Here is an 18771-nt window from a genome sequence, read left to right as displayed (position 1 = left end):
TGCGTGACACAGCTGCTTACCCTGCCCTTAGCAGGGCCTAGACTCCCGTGCGAAAGGATCGTCGAACCAGATCGTCGAACGAATCGTCGAACACCGGGGCAGGGAGCGAGGGACGGACGTGCCGGAACCCACCGAACCGACCGTACTCGCGGCCGACTACTTCCAGAGCTACTCGGTCGTCGGGCTGCTCGCCGTGATCGGAGTCCTCTTCGTCGCGGTGGCCTTCGGCGCGGGCCGCCTGCTGCGGCCGGTCGTGCCGACCCCCGAGAAGCTGCTCACGTACGAATGCGGAGTCGACCCCGTGGGGGAGGGCTGGGCCCACACCCAGGTCCGCTACTACGTCTACGCCTTCCTCTACGTGATCTTCGCTGTCGACTCGATCTTCCTGTTCCCGTGGGCGACGGTCTTCGCCGCCGCCGGATACGGGGCGACGACGCTCGTGGAGATGTTCATCTTCCTCGGCTTCCTGGCCGTGGGACTGCTCTACGCATGGAAGAAGGGCGTCCTGGCATGGACGTGACCCCGCAGATCCCCGAGCCCGTGCTGCTTCCGGAACCGAAGCGGCTGGGCGCCCTCGCCCGGCTCGCTCCCGAGCCGATGAAGGTGGTCCTGAACTGGGGCCGCCGATACAGCCTCTGGGTCTTCAACTTCGGGCTCGCCTGCTGCGCGATCGAGTTCATCGCCGCGTCGATGTCCCGGCACGACTTCATCCGGCTCGGCGTGATCCCCTTCGCGCCCGGCCCGCGCCAGGCCGACCTGATGGTCGTCTCGGGCACCGTGACCGACAAGATGGCGCCGGCGGTGAAGCGGCTGTACGAGCAGATGCCCGAGCCGAAGTACGTCATCTCCTTCGGCGCCTGCTCGAACTGCGGCGGGCCCTACTGGGACTCGTACTCCGTGACCAAGGGCGTCGACCAGATCATCCCCGTCGATGTGTACGTCCCGGGCTGCCCGCCGCGGCCCGAGGCGCTGCTCCAGGGGATCCTCAAGCTCCAGGAGAAGATCGCGCGCGAGTCGCTGGGCGAGCGCTACGGCTCCGCCCCGGGCCGTGCCTCCGTGAGCGAACTCCGCAGTGGCCTGGTCACCCCGCCTCCCGCCCCGGAGGCGTCGTCGGATGCCTCCCCGGTCTCCCCGGGAGCCGCTTCGTGACTGCCTTCGACATCGACGTCGCCGAGCGCTTCGGACCGGACGCCACCGCCGAGGCGGCGTACGACGTGCTGACCGTGGACGTGCCCGCGGCCGGCTGGCTCGACGCGCTGCGCACCGCCCGCGACGAGCTCGGCTGCACCTATTTCGACTGGCTGAGCGCCGTCGACGAGCCGGGCACGGGCTTCCGTGTCTGCGCGCACGTCGTCGCGCTGCCGGATGCGGGGGCAGGGGCGGAGGTGCGCCGCCTTCTGCTCCGTACGACGGTCCCGCACGACGCCCCGGCCCTCCCGACGGCGGTCGGCGTCTATGCGGGCGCGGCCTGGCACGAGCGTGAGACGTACGAGATGTTCGGCGTCTCCTTCACCGATCACCCGCACCTGGTTCCGCTGCTGCTCCCGGAGGGCTTCGAAGGCCACCCGCTGCGCAAGGACTTCGTCCTGGCGGCCCGCGTCGCCAAGGCCTGGCCCGGCGCGAAGGAGCCGGGGGAGTCCGAGCACGGCGGCCCGAAGCGCCGCCAGATGCTCCCGCCCGGTGTCCCCGACCCGAACGAGTGGGGCCCGCTCAAGGGCCAGCTCCCCCCTGCCCCGGCCCGTCCGGCCCGCACCCCCCGCGCCGCGGGTGAGCGGCCGCCGCGCCGCACCCGCAGCGTGACGGAGGGCTCCGCGAGCCAGGCTCCTGAGACGGCGGAAGCACCTGCGGCCCCGGCCCGCCGCGCCCGCACCGCTACGGAGGGCTCCGTGAGCCGGCGGCCGCCGGCCGCCGAGCCCGTGGCGTCGGTTGAGGCACCGTCGGCTCCTGAGCCGCCCACCGCGCGCCCGGCCCGGCGCGCGCGCAGCGCGAGCGAAGGCTCGGCGACGCAGCGCGAGGCGGGGACCGACGCCGCATCGGAAACCGCGGCCCCGGCCGCGCGCCCCCGCAGCGCCGACGCCCCCTGGCACCACGCCCGCCCGGCATTCGACGCCGCCGAGGCCAAAACCGAGCCGGAGGCCGAGCCCAAGCACGAGCCGGGGGCTGAACCCAAACCCGAGCCCGCGTCAGGGGCTCAGGCGAAGCCCGAGCCGCAGGCGAAGCCCGAGCCCGAGCCCGAGCCGGCGCCTGAGCCGGATACCGAGCCCGAGCCCGCGCCCGAGCCCAGCCCCGAGCGGGCGCCCGCGAATGAAGCGGAGCCCGCGCCCGGCACCACCCCGACCGTCCGTCCGGCGAGCGGGTCCGACGAAGGACCCGGCAACGAGCCGGCCGGCTCCGAAGGAGGCGACCCCGCATGAACGACGCACTCGACGTCGCCCTGCGGCTGGTCGTCATCTTCGCCGTGTTCCTCGTCCTGCCCCTCGTCATCGGGCAGACCGAGCACAAGGTGATGGCCCATATGCAGGGCCGCCTCGGCCCGATGTACGCCGGTGGCTTCCACGGCTGGGCCCAGCTCGTCGCGGACGGCGTGAAGTTCGCGCAGAAGGAGGACGTGGTCCCGGCCAACGCCGACCGCCGCATCTTCCAGCTCGCGCCCGCCGTCGCGCTCCTCCCCTATCTCCTGGTCCTCGTCGCGATCCCGATCGGCCCGAGCGAGGGCGCGGTCGGAATAATCGTCGACGCGGGCATCTTCTTCGTGCTCGCCGTCATGGGCGTCGGCGTGCTCGGCTCGCTCATGGCGGGCTGGGCCTCCGCCAACAAGTTCTCCCTCCTCGGCGGCCTCCGCACCGCCGCTCAGCTCCTCGCCTACGAGCTGCCGATGCTGCTCGCCGCCGCCTCCGTCGCGATGGCGGCCGGCACCGTCTCGCTCCCGGGCATCCTGAACGCCTTCGAGTGGTGGTGGCTGCCCTGGCAGATCGTCGGCGCCCTCGTGTTCTTCGTCGCCGGCCTCGCCGAGCTGCAGCGCCCGCCCTTCGACATGCCGGTCGCCGACTCCGAGATCATCTTCGGCGCGTACACCGAGTACACCGGCCTCCGTTTCGCGCTCTTCCTGCTTGCCGAGTACGCGGGCATCGTCGTGCTCTGCGGTCTCACCACCGTCCTGTTCCTCGGAGGCTGGCACGGCCCGTTCGGGGCCGAGGGCCTCGGCTGGGTCTGGACCCTGCTCAAGACGGCCGTGCTCGCCTTCATCGTGATCTGGCTGCGCGTGACCTATCCGCGGCTGCGTGAGGACCAGCTGCAGAAGCTCGCCTGGACGACGCTCATCCCGCTCGCCCTCGCCCAGATCGCCCTCACCGGCGTCGTGAAGGTGGTGATCCAGTAATGCCGATCCCCGGATCCGGCCTGGCCAAGGGCCTTGCCGTCACGCTTCGCACGATGACGCGGAAGTCCCACACCGCGCAGTACCCGGACGCCCAGCCCGAGCTCCCGCCCCGCACGCGAGGCGTCATCGGCCTGTTCGAGGAGAACTGCACGGTCTGCATGCTCTGCGCCCGTGAGTGCCCCGACTGGTGCATCTACATCGACTCCCACAAGGAGACGGTCCCCGCGGCCACCCCCGGTGGCCGTGAGCGCAGCCGCAATGTCCTCGACCGCTTCGCTATCGACTTCTCGCTCTGCATGTACTGCGGTATCTGCATCGAGGTGTGTCCTTTCGACGCGCTGTTCTGGTCGCCGGAGTTCGAGTACGCGGAGACGGACATCCTCGAGCTCACCCATGAGCGCGACAAGCTCCGCGAGTGGATGTGGACGGTCCCGGAGCCGCCCGCGCTCGACCCGGCCGCGGAGGAGCCCAAGGAGCTCGCCGCCGCCCGCAAGACCGTCGAGAAGCTGGCCGCCGAGAAGCTCGCGGCCGAGCAGGCGGCTGCCGCTGAGCAGGCTGCCGCTGCCGAGGAGACCCAGGAGGGGACGTCGTGAGCCTCGCAGCCGAAGCGAGCGGCTTCCTCTCCCCGACCGGTGTCGAGATCGCGTTCGTCCTCGTCGGTATCGCCACCCTCGCGGCCGCCGCCGTCACGGTCACCACCAGGCAGCTGGTGCACGCCGCCCTCTGGCTGGTCGTGGCGCTGGGCGGTCTCGCCGTCGAGTACCTCCTCCTGACCGCCGAGTTCATCGCCTGGGTCCAGGTGCTGATCTACGTCGGTTCCGTCGTGGTCCTCCTTCTCTTCGGGCTGATGCTCACCAAGGCCCCCATCGGCCGCTCCCCGGACGCCGACTCGGGCAACCGCCCGGCCGCCCTCGCCGTGGCCGTCGCTGCCGCGGCTGCCCTGGTGTGGGTGGTCGTCGACGCCTTCCGCACGACCTGGATCGACCTGGACGGTCCCATACAGGGCTCCACCAGGGTGTCCGGCGAGATTCTGTTCCGGCACTGGGTGCTGCCGTTCGAGGCGCTCTCCGTCCTCCTCCTGGCAGCCCTCGTCGGCGCGATCGTCCTGTCCCGTAAGAGCGGTAAGGAGCAGCGCTGATGCACCTCGCCTACCCCGCCGTGCTCTCCGCCCTGCTCTTCTGCACCGGGCTGTACGGAGTGCTCGCGCGCCGCAACGCGATCCTGGTCCTCATGTCCGTCGAGCTGATGCTCAATGCGGTCAATCTCAACCTGGTCGCCTTCGACGTGTGGCTCCGCGACACCCTGCACACCGGACAGGCCCTCACCCTCTTCACCATCGCCATCGCCGCCGCCGAGATCGGCATCGGCCTGGCGATCGTCCTGATGGTCTACCGCAATCGCGGCACCTCGGACATCGACAAGCTCCGTGACACCGCCGAGGGCGCCAGGGGCGCCGAGGAGGCGGGCGAGCCCGCCCCGGCAGAGAAGGCTGAGGCCACCGCGTGACCACGACGACCCTCGCCGTACTCGTCCCCCTCCTTCCGTTCCTCGGCGCAGCCGCCGGCCTGCTCCTCGGCCGGACCGCACCCGGTTTCGTCCGCCCCCTGGCCGTCCTGCCGACGCTGGCCGCCGCCGTGCTCGCGGCCCTCGTCGCCGTGCGCCAGGGCGGCGGCAAGCCGATCGTCGCGTCCACCCAGCTCACCCCCACCGGCTCGATCCCCATCGACCTCGCCCTGTACCTCGACGGCTTCGCGGTGCTGGTCGCCGTCCTCGTCGGGGTCATCGCGTCATGCGTGCAGATCTACTCGACGGCCTATCTGCGCGACGACCCGCGCTACCCCTCGTACGCGGCGCTCGTCTCCCTCTTCACCTCCGCGATGCTGCTCGTCGTCTACTCCGGCGACCTGATGGTGCTGCTGGTCGGCTGGGAGATCATGGGCATCTGCTCGTACTTCCTGGTCGGGCACTACTGGGAGACGCCCGAGGCGCGCGCGGCCTCCCTGAAGGCCTTCCTGGTCACCAAGCTCGGCGACGTCCCCTTCCTCTTCGGTCTCTTCGCGCTCGCCGTGGACGCCGGAACGTTCCGCATCACCGGAATCCTCGGCGCCGTCGCCGCCGGCGCCATCGACCACCCGACGCTCGTCGCGCTGCTGCTGCTCGCGGGCGTCGCGGGCAAGTCCGCGCAGTTCCCGCTGCACACCTGGCTTCCCGACGCCATGGCGGGCCCCACTCCGGTCTCCGCACTGATCCACGCCGCGACGATGGTCGCCGCCGGTGTGTACTTCGTGGCCCGGCTCCTCCCTGTCTTCGCCGCGTCCGCGACCGCTCTGCTCGTGCTCGCCGTGATGGCCGCCGTCACGATGGTCGGCTCGGCGCTCGCCGCCCTCGCCCAGGACGACATCAAGCGGGTCCTCGCCTACTCGACCATCGGCCAGCTCGGCTACATGTCGGGCGCCCTGGCCGTCGGTGACCGCGGCGCCGCCGTCTTCCACCTCCTTGCGCACGGCGCGTTCAAGGCAGTGCTCTTCCTCGCCGCCGGCGTGATCATCCACGCCGCCGGCACCAACTCGCTGTCCGCCATGTCCCGCATGAGCGGCCTGGCCAGGCGGATCCCCGACGCGTACTGGACGATGACCATCGCCCTGCTCGCGCTCGCCGCCATCCCTCCCTTCGCCGGCTTCTTCTCCAAGGAGGCCGTGCTCGTGGCCGCCGAGCACACCGCTCTCGGCGAGTCCGCGTTCGCCCCGGCCGGGGCGGGCTGGACCGTCCTGGTCGCAGGACTGCTCACCGCCCTCCTCACCGCCGCCTATGCGACCCGCCTGTGGCTGCTTGCGTTCCGCGGCCACGGCGCCGAGGCCCCCGACCACGGCAGGCAGCCCCTCGCCATGAACGCGGTGCTCTGGGTGCTCGCCGTCCCTTCTCTCGGCTTCGGCCTGACAGCGGCGTACCTCGACGACTGGTTCGACGGACGGGCCCTCAGCCCGTCGCTCACCACCGCCGTCCTCGGCACGGGTGTCGCCCTCGTCGGCGGACTGCTCACCTACGGCGCCTGGCGGCACACCACGGCCCTCGCCGCCCGCGCCCGTGCCGGAGCGCCCGCCGTGGAGCAGCCCCAGCTCGTCGCCCACCCCGAAGCCGAGCCCGGCCTGGTAGAGGCGGAGGCCCTGCACATGCCGCACCCGCTGGCCGATCCCGCCGACCCGGGCCGGCTGCTGCTCGGCCCGCTGCACCGCCCCGCGGCCGCCGGCTTCCACCTCGACGCCGTCTACCGCACCCTCTTCGTCCGCCCCGTCCAGGCCGGCGCCGAGCTGGTCCGCTTCCTGGACCGCGAGGTCGTCGACACGTACGTACGCGGCGCAGGGACCGGCACCAACTGGCTGGGATGGCTCGTCCGCCGCGCCCAGACCGGCAATGTGCAGACCTACCTCAGCGCCCTGCTGGCCGGCTCCGTCGTCCTGGCGATCGCCGCCGTACTCGTCGCCGCCGGAGTGTGAGCCGTGATCGATATCAGCGAATCCGTGATGCAGTTCCTTCTCGCGTTCATCGTCGTCGGCCCGCTCATCGGCGCCGCCGCGGCTCTCCTGCCCGCCCCGCCCGGGCTGAAGGGGAAGTCCCCGGACCAGGCCGTGCTCCGCCACGGAGTGACCGTCACCGGCGCGGTCCTCGCCGCCGCGATCGTCCTCGCGCTCGGCTTCGACCACGACCAGCCGTCGAAGATGCAGGCCACGACGGACATCAGCTGGATCCCGGCACTGGACGTGCGGATCCACCTCGGCACCGACGGCATTTCCCTCCCCCTTCTGGTCCTGACCGCGCTGCTGACCTTCCTCTGCGCGCTGTACAGCTACTACAAGATGCCCGCGGGCCCGTCCCCGAAGGCCTTCGTCGCCCTGCTGCTCGTCCTCGAGTCCGGCACCCTCGCCACCTTCGCCGTCCTCGACCTGCTGCTCTTCTTCCTGGCCTTCGAGATCGTCCTCGTCCCGATGTACTTCCTCATCGCCCGCTGGGGCGGCGAGGGGCGCCGGGCCGCGGCCTGGAAGTTCATCCTCTACACGTTGCTCGGTTCGGTCGTCATGCTGCTCGGCCTGCTCCTCGTCGGAGTCAAGGCCGGCACCTTCGACATGGTGGCACTCGCCACTGACAACGGCCGGGGACTGAGCACATCCGTGCAGGTCATCGCCGTTCTCGCGATCGGGATCGGCCTCGCCGTGAAGACCCCGATGTGGCCGCTGCACAGCTGGCTCCCGGATGCCCACACCGCAGCCCCGACGGTCGGCTCGGTGCTCCTCGCCGGCGTCCTGCTGAAGATGGGTACGTACGGATTCGTCCGGATCATCCTGCCGATTGCGCCCGACGGCATGCAGGTCTTCGCCCCGTATCTCGCGGCCTTCGCCGTCGCCGGGATCATCTACGGATCGCTCGCCTGCCTCGCCCTCGCCAGGCCGGGCTCGAAGGGCGACCTCAAGCGCCTGATCGCGTACTCCTCCGTCGGCCACATGGGCTTCGTGCTCCTCGGCATCGCGACCATGACCCCGACCGGCGTCAACGGCGCGCTGTTCGCCAACATCGCGCACGGCCTCATCACCGGCCTGCTCTTCTTCCTGGTCGGAGCGCTGAAGGACCGCACCGGGACCACGGACCTCGACGCCCTGGCCCAGCAGACCGGCGCCGCGCTGTACGGCCGCGCCCCGCACTTCGGCGGACTGCTCGCGTTCTCCGCGGTCGCCTCGCTCGGCCTGCCCGGCCTCGCCGGGTTCTGGGGGGAGATGCTTGCCCTGTTCGGCGCCTTCGAACCCGCCGCCGGCCTCAGCCGCCCGGCCTTCCTGACCTTCATGGCGATCGGCGGCCTCGGCACGCTGCTGACGGCCGCGTACCTCCTCGTCGTCGTCCGACGCGTGTGCATGGGCGGCGAAAGGCCGACCGGCGAGGTGAAGATCGCCGATGTCCAGGGGTACGAGTTCGCCGCCTGGACGCCGCTCGTCGCCCTCACCGTCCTCGCCGGACTGTGGCCCGCGGTCCTCCTCGGTCTCACCGACCCGGCCGTGCAGAAGCTCCTCGCAGGAGGAAAGGCATGACCCCCCTGGCCACCGCCGCCACCCAGAGCCTGTCCGCGCCCGTCGTCCAGTCCGTCGACTGGCTCGCGATCGCCCCGCCCACCATCGCCGCGCTGGTCGGCATGCTCATCCTGGTCGCCGACCTCTTCGTACCGGAACGGCACAAGCCGCTCCTCGGCTACGCGGCCATCGCCGGTCTCGCCCTGTCGGTGCTCTCCCTCGCCCCGCTGCGCAAGGGCGACCGCTCCACCTTCTGCCTCACCACGGCCCCGGACGCCTGCAGCTACACGGCGGACCACTTCGCGCTGGTCATCCAGTTCCTGGTGCTCGGCGGCGCACTGCTCACGGCGCTGCTCTCGGTCACGGAGACCAAGGACCGGCTGCCGGCCGGCGAGTACTGGTTCCTGCTGCTGTCCTCGGCCGCTGGAGCCGCGCTGCTGCCCGCCTCGCGGGACCTGGCCACGCTCGTCGTCGCCCTCGAAGTGGCCTCGCTGCCCGCATTCGCCCTGGTGGGCATGCGGCGCGGCGACCGGATGTCGAGCGAGTCGGCGCTGAAGTTCTTCCTCTCCTCGGTGACCGCCACCGCCGTGATGCTGCTCGGCGTGAGCTTCGTGTACGCGTCGACCGGCACCCTGCACCTCACCCAGATCGCCACACGGCTGGACGACGTCCCGGGTCAGCTGGAGACCCTCGCCCAGGTGGGCGTCGCGCTCACCCTCGTCGGCTTCGCCTTCAAGACGGCCGCCGTCCCGTTCCACTTCTGGGTGCCCGACACCTATGTGGGCGCGCCGCTGCCCGTGGCCGCGTACCTCTCCGTCGTCGGCAAGGCGGTCGGCTTCTCCGGGCTCATCCTGGTGACCGTCGTCGCCTTCCCCGCGTACGCGGACGTCTGGGGCCCGGCCATGGCCATTCTCGCGGCTCTCACGATGACCGCGGGCAATGTGGCGGCTGTACGCCAGTCGGCCACGCGCGCGTTCAGCGCGGTCAGGCTCCTCGCCTGGTCGTCGGTCGCGCAGGCCGGCTACATCCTGGTGCCGATCGCGGCCGCCGCGTACTCCAGTGACGACCAGATCGGCTCCACGGTCGCGTACGCACTGATGTACGCCATCGTCAACCTCGGTGCCTTCGCCGTGGTCGCGCTCGTCGCCCGTACCAAGCCGCTGAACAGGATCGCCGACTACCGCGGTCTGTACGCGACCCGTCCGGTGACCGCCTTGGTGATGGGCTTCTTCCTGCTCTGCCTGGCCGGCCTGCCGCCCGGCATCATCGGGCTCTTCGCGAAGGTCACCGTCTTCTCCGCAGCCGTCGACGCGGGTCTGGGATGGCTCGCGGTCGTCATGGGCGCCAACGTCGTGATCGCGCTCTACTACTACCTGCAGTGGACGGCCCTCCTCTTCCGGGCACCCGAGGGCGCGCCCGAGGCGGCAGCGGAAGCCGCTCCGGAGCGGCACAGGGCGCCGGCCCTGGTCACCGCGACGATCGCGATCACGGCCGTAGCGGGCATCCTGCTGTCCGGCTGGCCCCAGCTGGTGCTGCGTTTCGCGGCGGTCAGCCTCTTCTGATCCGTTCCGACCTGGCGGTTCGACACGCCGTGCCCCTACAGGGCACGGTGTTCAGCTACAGGGAACGGTGTTCAGCGGATCTGACATCGGCAAGACACTGAGGAGAGCCAGCGGTGCTGAGCGGGTTCAAGGACTTCATTCTTCGCGGAAACGTGATCTCGATGGCGATCGGTCTGGCGATCGGTTCCGCCTTCACCGCGGTCGTCACCGGGTTCAGCAACGCCTTCATCACCCCGCTGATCGGCCTCGCCACCCGCGGTACCGGCGACTTCGGCAAGGCCACGTTCAGCGTCGACGACGTCACGTTCCCGTACGGACTCTTCGTCAGCGCGGCGATCGCCTTTCTGATCACGGCCGCGGTGCTCTACTTCCTCGTCGTCGTCCCGATGATGAAGGTGCAGAGCCGCTTCACCAAGGACGAGCCCGTCAGCATCAAGGCGGCCCTCCGTGACTGCCCCCGCTGCTACAGCGAGATCCCCGCGATCGCCAGCCGCTGCGCGCACTGCACCAGCGAGGTCGAGCCGGTCGCCGAGGCACTGGAGAGGGCCGGGCTGCTGCCCGCCCAGCGCTGACCCGCCTCGCATCACCCGAACGGCCCAACCCCCCACCTGGAGGGGCGGGGGAACCCGCGGCTCTCGCCTGGCGTTGACCAGTACGGGAGGGTCCACTGGAGAGCGGACCACGACCAGCAGAGGGTTCCCCTGCCGCACCACTTGGAGGGCGTACCGTGCACCGCCGGCACAACGGGTTGAGGACCGCTGTTCTCCTCGGGGGACTGTCCGCCCTCATCATCGTCATCGGCAGTCTCTTCGGCCGTACGGGCCTGATCGTCGCCGTCGTCGTGGCGCTCGGGACGAACGCGTACGCGTACTGGAACAGCGACAAGCTGGCGCTGCGTGCCATGCGCGCCCGCCCTGTCAGCGAATTCGAGGCGCCGGCCCTGTACCGGATGGTGAGGGAGCTCTCCACCCAGGCCCGTCAGCCGATGCCCCGGCTGTACATCTCGCCGACCCAGGCGCCGAACGCCTTTGCCACGGGGCGCAATCCGCGCAACGCGGCGGTCTGCTGCACCGAAGGCATCCTCCGGATACTCGACGAGCGGGAGCTGCGCGGCGTCATCGGCCATGAGCTGAGCCATGTCTACAACCGGGACATCCTCATCTCGTCGGTCGCCGGAGCCCTCGCCTCCGTGATCATGTTCCTGGTCAACTTCGCCTGGCTGATCCCGATCGGCCGCTCGGACGACGACGAGGGCCCCGGTCTGCTGGGCATGCTCCTGATCATGATCTTGGGCCCCCTCGCGGCCTCCGTGATCCAGCTGGCCATCAGCCGCAACCGCGAGTACGAGGCGGATGCGTCCGGCGCCCGGCTCACCGGCGACCCGCTCGCCCTCGCCAGCGCCCTGCGCAAGCTGGACGCGGGCACGAAGCAACTGCCCCTGCCGCCCGAGCCGAAGATCGAGACCGCGAGCCATATGATGATCGCGAATCCGTTCCGCCCGGGCCAGGGCTTCTCCAAGCTGTTCTCCACGCACCCTCCGATGCCCGAGCGCATCGCCCGACTCGAGCAGATGGCAGGTCGCCGATCATGAAGACCATCCTGAACGTCATATGGCTCATCCTGTGCGGCTTCTGGATGTTCCTCGGCTATCTGCTGGCCGGTGTGCTCCTGTGCATCACGATCATCGGCATCCCCTTCGGCCTGGCCGCGTTCCGCATCGGTATCTACGCGCTCTGGCCGTTCGGCTACACGGTGGTCGACCGGCGGGACGCGGGCGCGCCTTCCTGCGTCGGCAATGTGCTGTGGCTGGTTCTCGCGGGCTGGTGGCTGGCGCTCGGCCACATTTTCACGGGCATCGCGCTCTGCGTCACGATCATCGGCATCCCGCTGGGGATCGCGAACTTCAAGCTGATCCCGGTCTCGCTGCTGCCGCTCGGCAAGGAGATCGTCCCGACGGACGAGCCTTTCGCGACGCGGTAGTCCACTGCCCGACGTACGCGCTCGGCCGACGAAGTCGGGGCAGGCCTAGCGGTCGGCGCGCGCCCGCACCCGCACCCGGACTGCGTACGTCGCCGCGCCCGCCGCCAGTACCGCCGCACCCGACACCACCGAGGACAGCGGCAGGGCGAACGCCAGCGCCAGGCACCCCGCAAGCCCGCATCCGGCGAGAACTCGCCACCTGGAACTGAGCGTCCAGGCCGAGGCGTTGGCAATGGCGTAGTACACGAGCACGCCGAACGAAGAGAAGCCGATCGCGCCCCGCACGTCGGCCGTCGCCGCGACCACGGCCACCACCGCGCCCACCGCCAGTTCCGCGTGGTGCGGCACCTGGAAGCGGGGGTGGACGGCCGCGAGCGTACGCGGGAGGTGGCCGTCCCGGGCCATCGCCAGCGTCGTGCGTGAGACGCCGAGGATCAGCGCCAGCAGCGAGCCGAGCGCGGCCACCGCCGCGCCGACCCGCACCACCGGGGTCAGCCACTCCGCCCCGGCCGCCCGGACGGCATCCGCCAGCGGAGCCGTCGTCCGACCCAGCTCGCCCGCCCCCAGCACGGAAAGGACCGCCACCGCGACACATACATACACGACCAGCGCGATCCCGAGCGCCAGCGGAATCGCCCGCGGGATCGTTCGGGCCGGGTCCCTGACCTCCTCGCCGAGGGTGGCGATCCGCGCGTACCCGGCGAACGCGAAGAACAGCAGCCCGGCCGCCTGCAGCCCACCGCCCGCCCCGCTGCCGGAGCCGCCCGCCTCCAGCCGCCCCCAATCCGCAGACGACGACACGAGACAGGAGACGACCACCGCCGCCAGGACCGCGAGCACGACCGCCACGATCGCCCGGGTCAGCCACGCCGACTTCTGAACGCCCCCGTAGTTCACGGCAGTCAGCGCCACCACCGCGGCGACCGCGACCGCATGCGCCTGCCCCGGCCAGACGTATGCGCCGACGGTCAGCGCCATCGCCGCGCACGACGCGGTCTTGCCGACGACGAAACCCCAGCCCGCCAGATAGCCCCAGAACGGGCCGAGCCTCTCCCGCCCGTACACATAGGTACCGCCCGACGTGGGGTAGCGGGCCGCGAGCCGTGCCGACGCCATCGCGTTGCAGTACGCCACAACCGCGGCCAGCCCGAGCCCCACGAGCAGGAGCGGCCCGGAGCCGGCGGCCCCGGCCGCGGGCGCCAGTGCGACGAAGACACCCGCCCCGACCATCGAGCCCAGCCCGATGAGGACGGCGTCGAAGACCCCGAGCGACCGCCGCAGTTCCTGAGTCATGAGCCGCACCCTACTGACCGGCGCAACCGCGCCCCGCTCGCCGGTCGTCTGTGAGAACAGCATCGAACGAGAAATTGCGCACAAAGAAAGGCAGGTCACGGCCATGGGCATCATCAGCTGGATCATCCTCGGGCTGCTCGCCGGGGTGATAGCCAAGATCCTTCTTCCCGGCCGCGACCCGGGCGGTCTGATCGGCACGACGCTGATCGGTATCGCCGGTGCGTTCATCGGCGGCTGGATATCGTCCCGCTGGCTGGACCGGCCGATCACCAAGGACTTCTACGACGGTGCCACGTGGGTGTCCGCCATCGGCGGCGCGCTCGTTCTGCTGATCGCGTACCGGATCCTGTTCGGCCATTCGCGCTCGCGTTAGGCCGCCACGTCGGCCCTGGTCAGTCCCGGAGACCGGTCTCGCGCAGGGTGATGTTCAACCGGCCGGTCAGGCCCAGCGCAGGATCGGCCGTGCCCGGGTACACCTTCGGCACACCGTGGTACGCGAAGCGGGACGCCCCACCGAAGACGAAGAGGTCCCCGGACGCCAGCTCCACATCCGTGCAGGGACGCCCCCTGGTCTCGGTGTTCCCGAAGCGGAAGACGCACGTGTCGCCGATGCTCAGCGACACCACCGGGGCACCCGACCGCTCGTCCTTGTCCTGGTGCATGCCCATCTTCGCGTCGCCGTCATAGAAGTTGATGAGCGCGGTGTCCGGTGTGTACGGCTCACCCGCCGTGCCGCCGACCGCGTCGGCCATCTCGTCGTCCCCGTACGCCGCGTCGAGCGCCTCGCGCCCCAACCTCACGAGCCAGTCCGGGAATTCGGCGACGTGTGCGCCGTTGACGTCGTCGGCTGTGCGCGTGTAGCGGTAGGGCTGCCAGTGCCAGCCCACGCACACCGTCCGGACGGACATCCTCCCGCCGCGCGGCAGCCGGGTGTGCCGGATGGGCACCGGCCCGCGGGCCCAGTCCCGGCAGGCGTCGACGAGTTCCCGCTGCCGCCCGACCGTCAGCCACCCGGGGACATGCACCGCCCCGGGCGCCACGACCGCCCGCTCCCTCGGGAAGAGCCCGGCAGTCACGACACCAGCGCGCCTTCCAGGCCGAGCAGCCGCTCCTTGCGCTCCAGCCCGCCCGCGTAGCCGCGCATCTTGCCGTCGGCGCCGATCACCCGATGGCACGGTCGCACGACCAGCAGCGGGTTCCGCCCGATCGCGGTGCCGACGGCCCGTACGCCGGCACCCGCGGAGCCGACCCGCTCGGCGATCTGTCCGTACGTCACCGTCTCCCCGTACGGAATCTCCTCCAGCGCCCGCCAGACGCGCCGCTGGAAGTCGGTGCTCCCGCCGCCCCGCTCGGCGTACTCGATCGAGAAGCGCGTCAGCTCCCCGGCGAAATACGCCCGCAGCTGCTCGGCGATCTCCTCGAACGCCTTCGGGTCGTGACGCCAGCCCTCCTGGATGACCGCCGCGCCCTTCTGCCCCGGCACGGAGAGCGACGCGAGCGCCGTACCGCCCTGGGCGGTGACGGACTCCTCGCCGACCAACAGCAGCTCACCCAGCGGGCTGTCGACCGTCGCGTACACCGTCATGGCTCTGCCCCCTTCCTCTCCTCGTACCGTGGAGTTCCTTGCGGTGACGAGTCTGCTCCCGCGGCCCCGCGCCGGGCTGGCGGTATTCGGACATCGCATGCGGCGGGGGCGGCGCGGCCGCCCTGGCCACGTCCGCCCCCGAGTGCCGGGAACCGCCTGCAGGTCGATTCAGCGGTAGTTCACGAACTGCAGCGCGAAGTCGAAGTCCTTGCCCTTCAGCAGCGCGATCACGGCCTGCAGGTCGTCGCGGTTCTTCGAGCTGACCCGCAGCTCATCACCCTGCACCTGCGCCTTGACGCCCTTCGGGCCCTCATCGCGGATGATCTTCGCGACCTTCTTGGCGTTCTCCTGGGAGATGCCCTCCTCGATCGAGGCGAAGATCTTGTACTCCTTGCCGGAGAGCTGCGGCTCGCCCGCGTCCAGCGCCTTCAGCGAGATGCCGCGCTTGATCAGCTTGGTCTGGAAGACGTCGAGGATGGCATTGACGCGCTCCTCGGAGTTCGCCTGCATCAGGATCTTCTCGCCGGACCACGAGATCGAGGCGCCGACGTTCTTGAAGTCGTAGCGCTGCGAGATCTCCTTGGCGGCCTGGTTGAGGGCGTTGTCGATCTCCTGCCGCTCGACCTTCGAGACGATGTCGAAACTGGAGTCGGCCATGTGCTGTGGCTCCTTGAAGTCGGTGGCGAATCGGGTGCGTGGACAGACGGCCGGACTCCCGGACCGCTGTGGCAAGCCTAGTCACCCGGGCCCCGCCGAGGCGCTGATCAATCCAGTGGCGAAGCACCCCCGAGCATCAGGTATCGTTTACGTCGTTGCCACGGAGCACCGCCGAAAAGCGGCCGCCTTGGCAGCGATCCCATGGCGGTGTGCCCGAGTGGCCAATGGGAGCGGACTGTAAATCCGTCGGCTTAGCCTACCCAGGTTCGAATCCTGGCGCCGCCACGCGATGTGAGACCCCCGTTGACCTGCGGAAACGCAGGACGGCGGGGGTCTTCTCGTTGCTCGTGGGCGATCTTTCGAGCGGAATCGAAACTGGGTGGCCTGTCTCACTCTGTGCCGCCCGGACCCGGGCGCTGACCAGCGTGTGCGGGCCATACGCGGGCCAAGTGCTGAGGGAGGCGGCTCCGAGCCGAGCCGGAAGCGTCGCGCCTGGTTGGCCACCACAGCAGGCTGTCGGCCGAGAGCGACGGGATTTTCCCTACCTCATCAAGGGCTTGCTTCGCTCGCCGATGCTCCCGGCCCAGGAGGCGCCCTTTCGCATGCAGATGCTCACTGACGATGACGAGCTGAGCCGTACGGGGGAAGCCTTGCTCACCGAGATCACGGGCGTGCACACGACAGACAGCAGGTCAGAATTCGACAAGCGCAGAACCCGCACGCGGGACGGCATCAGCCAGCTGGTGCGGGCCGCCAAAGACCGCCTCTGAAGCGGTCCCGGGCCGTCGCGGGGCTACCACGTGGCGGCTTGCGCCCCTGTACAGCACTGGTTGGGAACGCCTAGCAGCGGGGCAGGGTGCCGCTCTCCTTGGTGAGTTTGGTGCTGTGGGCCCAGCCTTCGGTGTTCGTCCCATCGATACGGGCGTAGATCCACTTGTTGCCGTAGGCGTTGGTGATGAAGCAGTGGTAGTAGAGCTTCACACCGGTCTTGACCACGGTCACGTACTGGCATTCCGCGTACGGCCCGGTGTAGAGGTGGGACGTCTCGGCCAGGTAGCCGTAGCCGTCGCTGCGGTTCTCGTGGCCCCAGCCGGTGCAGGCCGTCGACACCGGGGTGGGCTCCTTCACCGTCGGGCTGGGCTTGGTCTCTGGGGAGGCCGACGGGCTCTCGGTCGGCTTGTCGCCTTCGACGCCGGGCTTCTTCGTGGGGCCCAGCTCCTCGTCCTCGTGACCGTCCGGCTCCTCCGAGGTCGACGGCTTCGAGGACGCGCCGGGAGAACCGGCGGACGACGGGGTGCTGCCCCCGGTCGGCCAGGGGCCGTCCGTGGGGGAGCCGACGCCGGGCGGCTTCGCCTGTGCGCCGTCCGTGGTCGTGCCGCCCTGTTGGGACGTCAGGGCGTAGGTGATGCCGCCGCCTGCGGCGAGGAGAACGACGGCGGCCGCTGCCGCGACGACGGTGCGGTTGCTGCGGCGCCGTGCGCGACGGGCTGCCGTCCGGCTCGTCTCGGGAGCGGGGACTCCGGCGTGGCCCGCGACCGGCGCGCCGTGTTGCGGCAGCGTCGGCGGCAGGTCGGGCTGCGCGTAGCCGGCGTGCGGAGGCTGAGGCTGAGGCTGCGGGGTGGGCTGGGGGAACAGCGGGGGACCGAACCCGGGGGCCGGTGCGGCGGCGGCCGCAGCCCCGGGACCCACCGTGGGAGCGGGAGCGGGAGCGGGTGTCGGCGTCGGAGCGGCGGATGCGAGGTGCACCGTCCCGCCCGAGGCGACGCGCTCCAGCATGCCGCGCGCCTGTTCCGCGGTGGGCCGGTTCTCCGGCTCCTTCGCCATCAGCGCCTGGAGCACCGGCGTGAGCGGTCCCGCCCGGCGGGGCTCCGGCAGGGGCTCGGTGACGATCGCCGACAGGGTGGACCACGCGGACGTGCGGCGGAACGGCGAAGTGCCCTCCACGGCCGCGTAGAGCGTCATGCCGAGCGACCAGATGTCCGACGCGGGACCGGGCTCCCTGCCCTGCGCGCGCTCCGGCGGCAAATAGTCGAGGGAACCGACGAGTTGACCGCTCTGGGTCAGCTTGGCCATGGCGTCGTCGCCGGAGGCTTCCATGCTGGCGATGCCGAAATCGGTGAGCACAACCCTGCCGCCGTGCTCGATCAGCACGTTTCCCGGCTTGACGTCCCGGTGGAGTACGCCGGCCCGGTGCGCGGCGTCGAGCGCGTCCATCAGCTTGGCGCCGATCGCGGCGGCTTCGTGCGGCTCCAGTGTGCCGCGCTCCATCAGCACGTCGTCGAGCGAGGGCCCGTCGACGAGTTCCATGACGATGACCGGGAGGCCCTGCTCCTCGGTCACGTCGTGCACGGTGACCACGCCGCTGTGCCGGATACGGGCGGCGGCCTGCGCCTCCCGCTGCATCCGGGTCCGCAGGTCGGCCAGTTCGGCTGCGGAGGCGTCGGTGAAAGCCCGCAGGACCTTGACGGCGACCTCTCGGTTCAGGAGTTCGTCCACCGCCCGGGCGACCACTCCCATGCCGCCGCGCCCGATCATGGAGGTCACCCGGTAACGCCCGCCGAGTACCTTGCCCGTCAGCTCTCCGCCATGCGCTTCCCCCGCGGTCACCGCACGCTCCGTTCCATCGTTGTTCGTGAACCATCAATCCGAGTCCTCCAGGGTAGATGCAGGGGCGTGAGGGGAAGCCGGCGGCCGTGCGCAGGTATGTGGCTGCCCATCAGGGTTGTCGCCCATGGCGGGCACAGCGTCCCGGGCCGTGCGTCTCGGCTGGCGTCAGATGTCAGAGCCGGGTGCCAACTTCCGCCGTCCAAGGGAAACAGGAAGGGGGCCAAGGAGGCCGGCACCCACTCGATCCTCGACATCTTCCGCGTCGTGGGACCTGACGACGCCTCGGACTACAACACCGTGAGACCCGTAACGGCCGAGGAAGCACGCAAGCTGCTGGGGGCAGACAAGTTGACCCGTGCGCACGTCAAGGATTTCGATGTCTTCCCCCGGTCACGATGGATCGGACGATGCGCAGTGCTGCACGACGACGAGCCCCAAAGAGATCCACTTCTGGGGCCACTCGGGCGACTGAACCGCAAGCCAAGCATGCTAGGGCGCCGCGGAAGGTCGCAGTCCTGGGCCCGCAGCCCGACCGTCTCGCCGGGCCGTGAAGCGGCGTAGTGGATGCACCCGAAGAATGCCCCCAGGTGGGGCGGCTGGAGGAGCGCGGAGTCATCGCGCGCAGCGGTCGGCGCCGGCGTTCCTGCCGTCTGG

Annotated in this window: 20 protein-coding genes and 1 tRNA gene; 16 read left to right on the top strand and 5 right to left on the bottom strand. The window is 70.6% G+C overall.

Annotated features, from left to right (window positions below; all coding sequences use genetic code 11):
- Nucleotides 1-118 precede the first annotated feature (118 nt).
- From ACWCXB_RS18365 to ACWCXB_RS18305, 13 genes are all read left to right on the top strand, one after another.
- Nucleotides 119-520 (top strand): NADH-quinone oxidoreductase subunit A, encoded by a 402-nt coding sequence (locus tag ACWCXB_RS18365; RefSeq protein WP_450723998.1) that lies wholly within the window; start codon nt 119-121, stop codon nt 518-520.
- The gene (locus ACWCXB_RS18360; RefSeq protein WP_450723996.1) at nt 511-1149 is read left to right on the top strand and encodes an NADH-quinone oxidoreductase subunit B; all 639 of its coding nucleotides are present in this window, start codon (nt 511-513) and stop codon (nt 1147-1149) included. Before ACWCXB_RS18365 ends, ACWCXB_RS18360 begins: the two co-directional genes overlap by 10 nt.
- Entirely contained in the window at nt 1146-2414 is a 1269-nt protein-coding gene (locus ACWCXB_RS18355) for an NADH-quinone oxidoreductase subunit C (RefSeq protein ID WP_450723994.1), read from the top strand. The genes ACWCXB_RS18360 and ACWCXB_RS18355 overlap by 4 nt, the downstream gene beginning before the upstream one ends.
- Nucleotides 2411-3379 carry a complex I subunit 1/NuoH family protein gene (locus tag ACWCXB_RS18350; RefSeq protein ID WP_450723992.1) on the top strand — a complete coding sequence of 323 codons (969 nt, stop codon included), beginning with the start codon at nt 2411-2413 and terminating at the stop codon, nt 3377-3379. Before ACWCXB_RS18355 ends, ACWCXB_RS18350 begins: the two co-directional genes overlap by 4 nt.
- On the top strand, nt 3379-3972 hold the full coding sequence (locus ACWCXB_RS18345) for a NuoI/complex I 23 kDa subunit family protein (protein WP_450723990.1): 594 nt from the start codon (nt 3379-3381) through the stop codon (nt 3970-3972). Before ACWCXB_RS18350 ends, ACWCXB_RS18345 begins: the two co-directional genes overlap by 1 nt.
- A complete protein-coding gene (locus ACWCXB_RS18340; protein ID WP_450723988.1) occupies nt 3969-4517 on the top strand; it encodes an NADH-quinone oxidoreductase subunit J family protein in 549 nt (182 codons plus the stop codon). The genes ACWCXB_RS18345 and ACWCXB_RS18340 overlap by 4 nt, the downstream gene beginning before the upstream one ends.
- Nucleotides 4517-4885 carry an NADH-quinone oxidoreductase subunit NuoK gene (gene nuoK / locus ACWCXB_RS18335; RefSeq protein WP_450723986.1) on the top strand — a complete coding sequence of 123 codons (369 nt, stop codon included), beginning with the start codon at nt 4517-4519 and terminating at the stop codon, nt 4883-4885. Before ACWCXB_RS18340 ends, nuoK begins: the two co-directional genes overlap by 1 nt.
- The gene (locus ACWCXB_RS18330) at nt 4882-6873 is read left to right on the top strand and encodes an NADH-quinone oxidoreductase subunit 5 family protein (RefSeq protein ID WP_450723984.1); all 1992 of its coding nucleotides are present in this window, start codon (nt 4882-4884) and stop codon (nt 6871-6873) included. The genes nuoK and ACWCXB_RS18330 overlap by 4 nt, the downstream gene beginning before the upstream one ends.
- Nucleotides 6874-6876: 3 nt before the next feature.
- Nucleotides 6877-8454, top strand: a complete 1578-nt coding sequence (locus ACWCXB_RS18325; RefSeq protein WP_450723982.1) for an NADH-quinone oxidoreductase subunit M — start codon at nt 6877-6879, stop codon at nt 8452-8454.
- Nucleotides 8451-9995 (top strand): NADH-quinone oxidoreductase subunit N, encoded by a 1545-nt coding sequence (locus ACWCXB_RS18320; protein ID WP_450723980.1) that lies wholly within the window; start codon nt 8451-8453, stop codon nt 9993-9995. The genes ACWCXB_RS18325 and ACWCXB_RS18320 overlap by 4 nt, the downstream gene beginning before the upstream one ends.
- Before the next feature lie 113 nt (nt 9996-10108).
- The gene (mscL, locus tag ACWCXB_RS18315; protein ID WP_450723978.1) at nt 10109-10567 is read left to right on the top strand and encodes a large conductance mechanosensitive channel protein MscL; all 459 of its coding nucleotides are present in this window, start codon (nt 10109-10111) and stop codon (nt 10565-10567) included.
- 155 nt (nt 10568-10722) lie between these two features.
- Nucleotides 10723-11586: a zinc metalloprotease HtpX gene (gene htpX / locus ACWCXB_RS18310; RefSeq protein ID WP_450723976.1), complete on the top strand. Its 864-nt coding sequence runs from the start codon at nt 10723-10725 to the stop codon at nt 11584-11586.
- Entirely contained in the window at nt 11583-11975 is a 393-nt protein-coding gene (locus ACWCXB_RS18305; RefSeq protein WP_450723974.1) for a YccF domain-containing protein, read from the top strand. Before htpX ends, ACWCXB_RS18305 begins: the two co-directional genes overlap by 4 nt.
- Nucleotides 11976-12020: 45 nt before the next feature.
- Here ACWCXB_RS18305 and ACWCXB_RS18300 read toward each other — a convergent pair whose 3' ends face one another.
- Entirely contained in the window at nt 12021-13268 is a 1248-nt protein-coding gene (locus tag ACWCXB_RS18300; protein ID WP_450723972.1) for an APC family permease, read from the bottom strand.
- Between the two features lie 103 nt (nt 13269-13371).
- Here ACWCXB_RS18300 and ACWCXB_RS18295 point away from each other — a divergent pair, with 103 nt between their 5' ends.
- Nucleotides 13372-13641, top strand: coding sequence for a GlsB/YeaQ/YmgE family stress response membrane protein (locus ACWCXB_RS18295; protein ID WP_262006772.1), 270 nt, complete (start codon nt 13372-13374; stop codon nt 13639-13641).
- A 19-nt stretch (nt 13642-13660) separates the two neighbouring features.
- On the opposite strand, the gene ACWCXB_RS18290 is transcribed toward ACWCXB_RS18295, so the two are convergent.
- The 3 genes from ACWCXB_RS18290 to ACWCXB_RS18280 form a co-directional block, all read right to left on the bottom strand.
- Nucleotides 13661-14344 carry an alpha-ketoglutarate-dependent dioxygenase AlkB family protein gene (locus ACWCXB_RS18290; RefSeq protein ID WP_450723970.1) on the bottom strand — a complete coding sequence of 228 codons (684 nt, stop codon included), beginning with the start codon at nt 14342-14344 and terminating at the stop codon, nt 13661-13663.
- Complete coding sequence (locus ACWCXB_RS18285) at nt 14341-14853, bottom strand: methylated-DNA--[protein]-cysteine S-methyltransferase (RefSeq protein ID WP_450723968.1); 513 nt, start codon at nt 14851-14853, stop codon at nt 14341-14343. Before ACWCXB_RS18285 ends, ACWCXB_RS18290 begins: the two co-directional genes overlap by 4 nt.
- Nucleotides 14854-15021: 168 nt before the next feature.
- A complete protein-coding gene (locus ACWCXB_RS18280; RefSeq protein ID WP_450723966.1) occupies nt 15022-15510 on the bottom strand; it encodes a YajQ family cyclic di-GMP-binding protein in 489 nt (162 codons plus the stop codon).
- 203 nt (nt 15511-15713) lie between these two features.
- Here ACWCXB_RS18280 and ACWCXB_RS18275 point away from each other — a divergent pair.
- A tRNA-Tyr gene (locus tag ACWCXB_RS18275) sits at nt 15714-15795 on the top strand.
- Between the two features lie 317 nt (nt 15796-16112).
- Nucleotides 16113-16280, top strand: coding sequence for a hypothetical protein (locus tag ACWCXB_RS18270; protein WP_450723964.1), 168 nt, complete (start codon nt 16113-16115; stop codon nt 16278-16280).
- A 70-nt stretch (nt 16281-16350) separates the two neighbouring features.
- Here ACWCXB_RS18270 and ACWCXB_RS18265 read toward each other — a convergent pair whose 3' ends face one another.
- The gene (locus ACWCXB_RS18265) at nt 16351-18117 is read right to left on the bottom strand and encodes a serine/threonine-protein kinase (protein ID WP_450723962.1); all 1767 of its coding nucleotides are present in this window, start codon (nt 18115-18117) and stop codon (nt 16351-16353) included.
- Between the last annotated feature and the right edge of the window lie 654 nt (nt 18118-18771).

It is taken from the genome of Streptomyces sp. NPDC001514 (assembly GCF_053597075.1).
The sequence above is the reverse complement of the archived record's forward strand: the minus strand, read 5'-3'. Positions and strand labels throughout refer to the sequence as shown.

Coding starts and splice junctions, on each gene's coding strand:
- ACWCXB_RS18360 (WP_450723996.1), top strand. CDS start 511: ATGGACGTGACCCCGCAGATCCCCGAGCCCGTGCTGCTTCCGGAACCG.
- ACWCXB_RS18350 (WP_450723992.1), top strand. CDS start 2,411: ATGAACGACGCACTCGACGTCGCCCTGCGGCTGGTCGTCATCTTCGCC.
- ACWCXB_RS18345 (WP_450723990.1), top strand. CDS start 3,379: ATGCCGATCCCCGGATCCGGCCTGGCCAAGGGCCTTGCCGTCACGCTT.
- nuoK (WP_450723986.1), top strand. CDS start 4,517: ATGCACCTCGCCTACCCCGCCGTGCTCTCCGCCCTGCTCTTCTGCACC.
- ACWCXB_RS18320 (WP_450723980.1), top strand. CDS start 8,451: ATGACCCCCCTGGCCACCGCCGCCACCCAGAGCCTGTCCGCGCCCGTC.
- ACWCXB_RS18305 (WP_450723974.1), top strand. CDS start 11,583: ATGAAGACCATCCTGAACGTCATATGGCTCATCCTGTGCGGCTTCTGG.
- ACWCXB_RS18300 (WP_450723972.1), bottom strand. CDS start 13,268: ATGACTCAGGAACTGCGGCGGTCGCTCGGGGTCTTCGACGCCGTCCTC.
- ACWCXB_RS18295 (WP_262006772.1), top strand. CDS start 13,372: ATGGGCATCATCAGCTGGATCATCCTCGGGCTGCTCGCCGGGGTGATA.
- ACWCXB_RS18285 (WP_450723968.1), bottom strand. CDS start 14,853: ATGACGGTGTACGCGACGGTCGACAGCCCGCTGGGTGAGCTGCTGTTG.
- ACWCXB_RS18280 (WP_450723966.1), bottom strand. CDS start 15,510: ATGGCCGACTCCAGTTTCGACATCGTCTCGAAGGTCGAGCGGCAGGAG.
- ACWCXB_RS18270 (WP_450723964.1), top strand. CDS start 16,113: ATGCAGATGCTCACTGACGATGACGAGCTGAGCCGTACGGGGGAAGCC.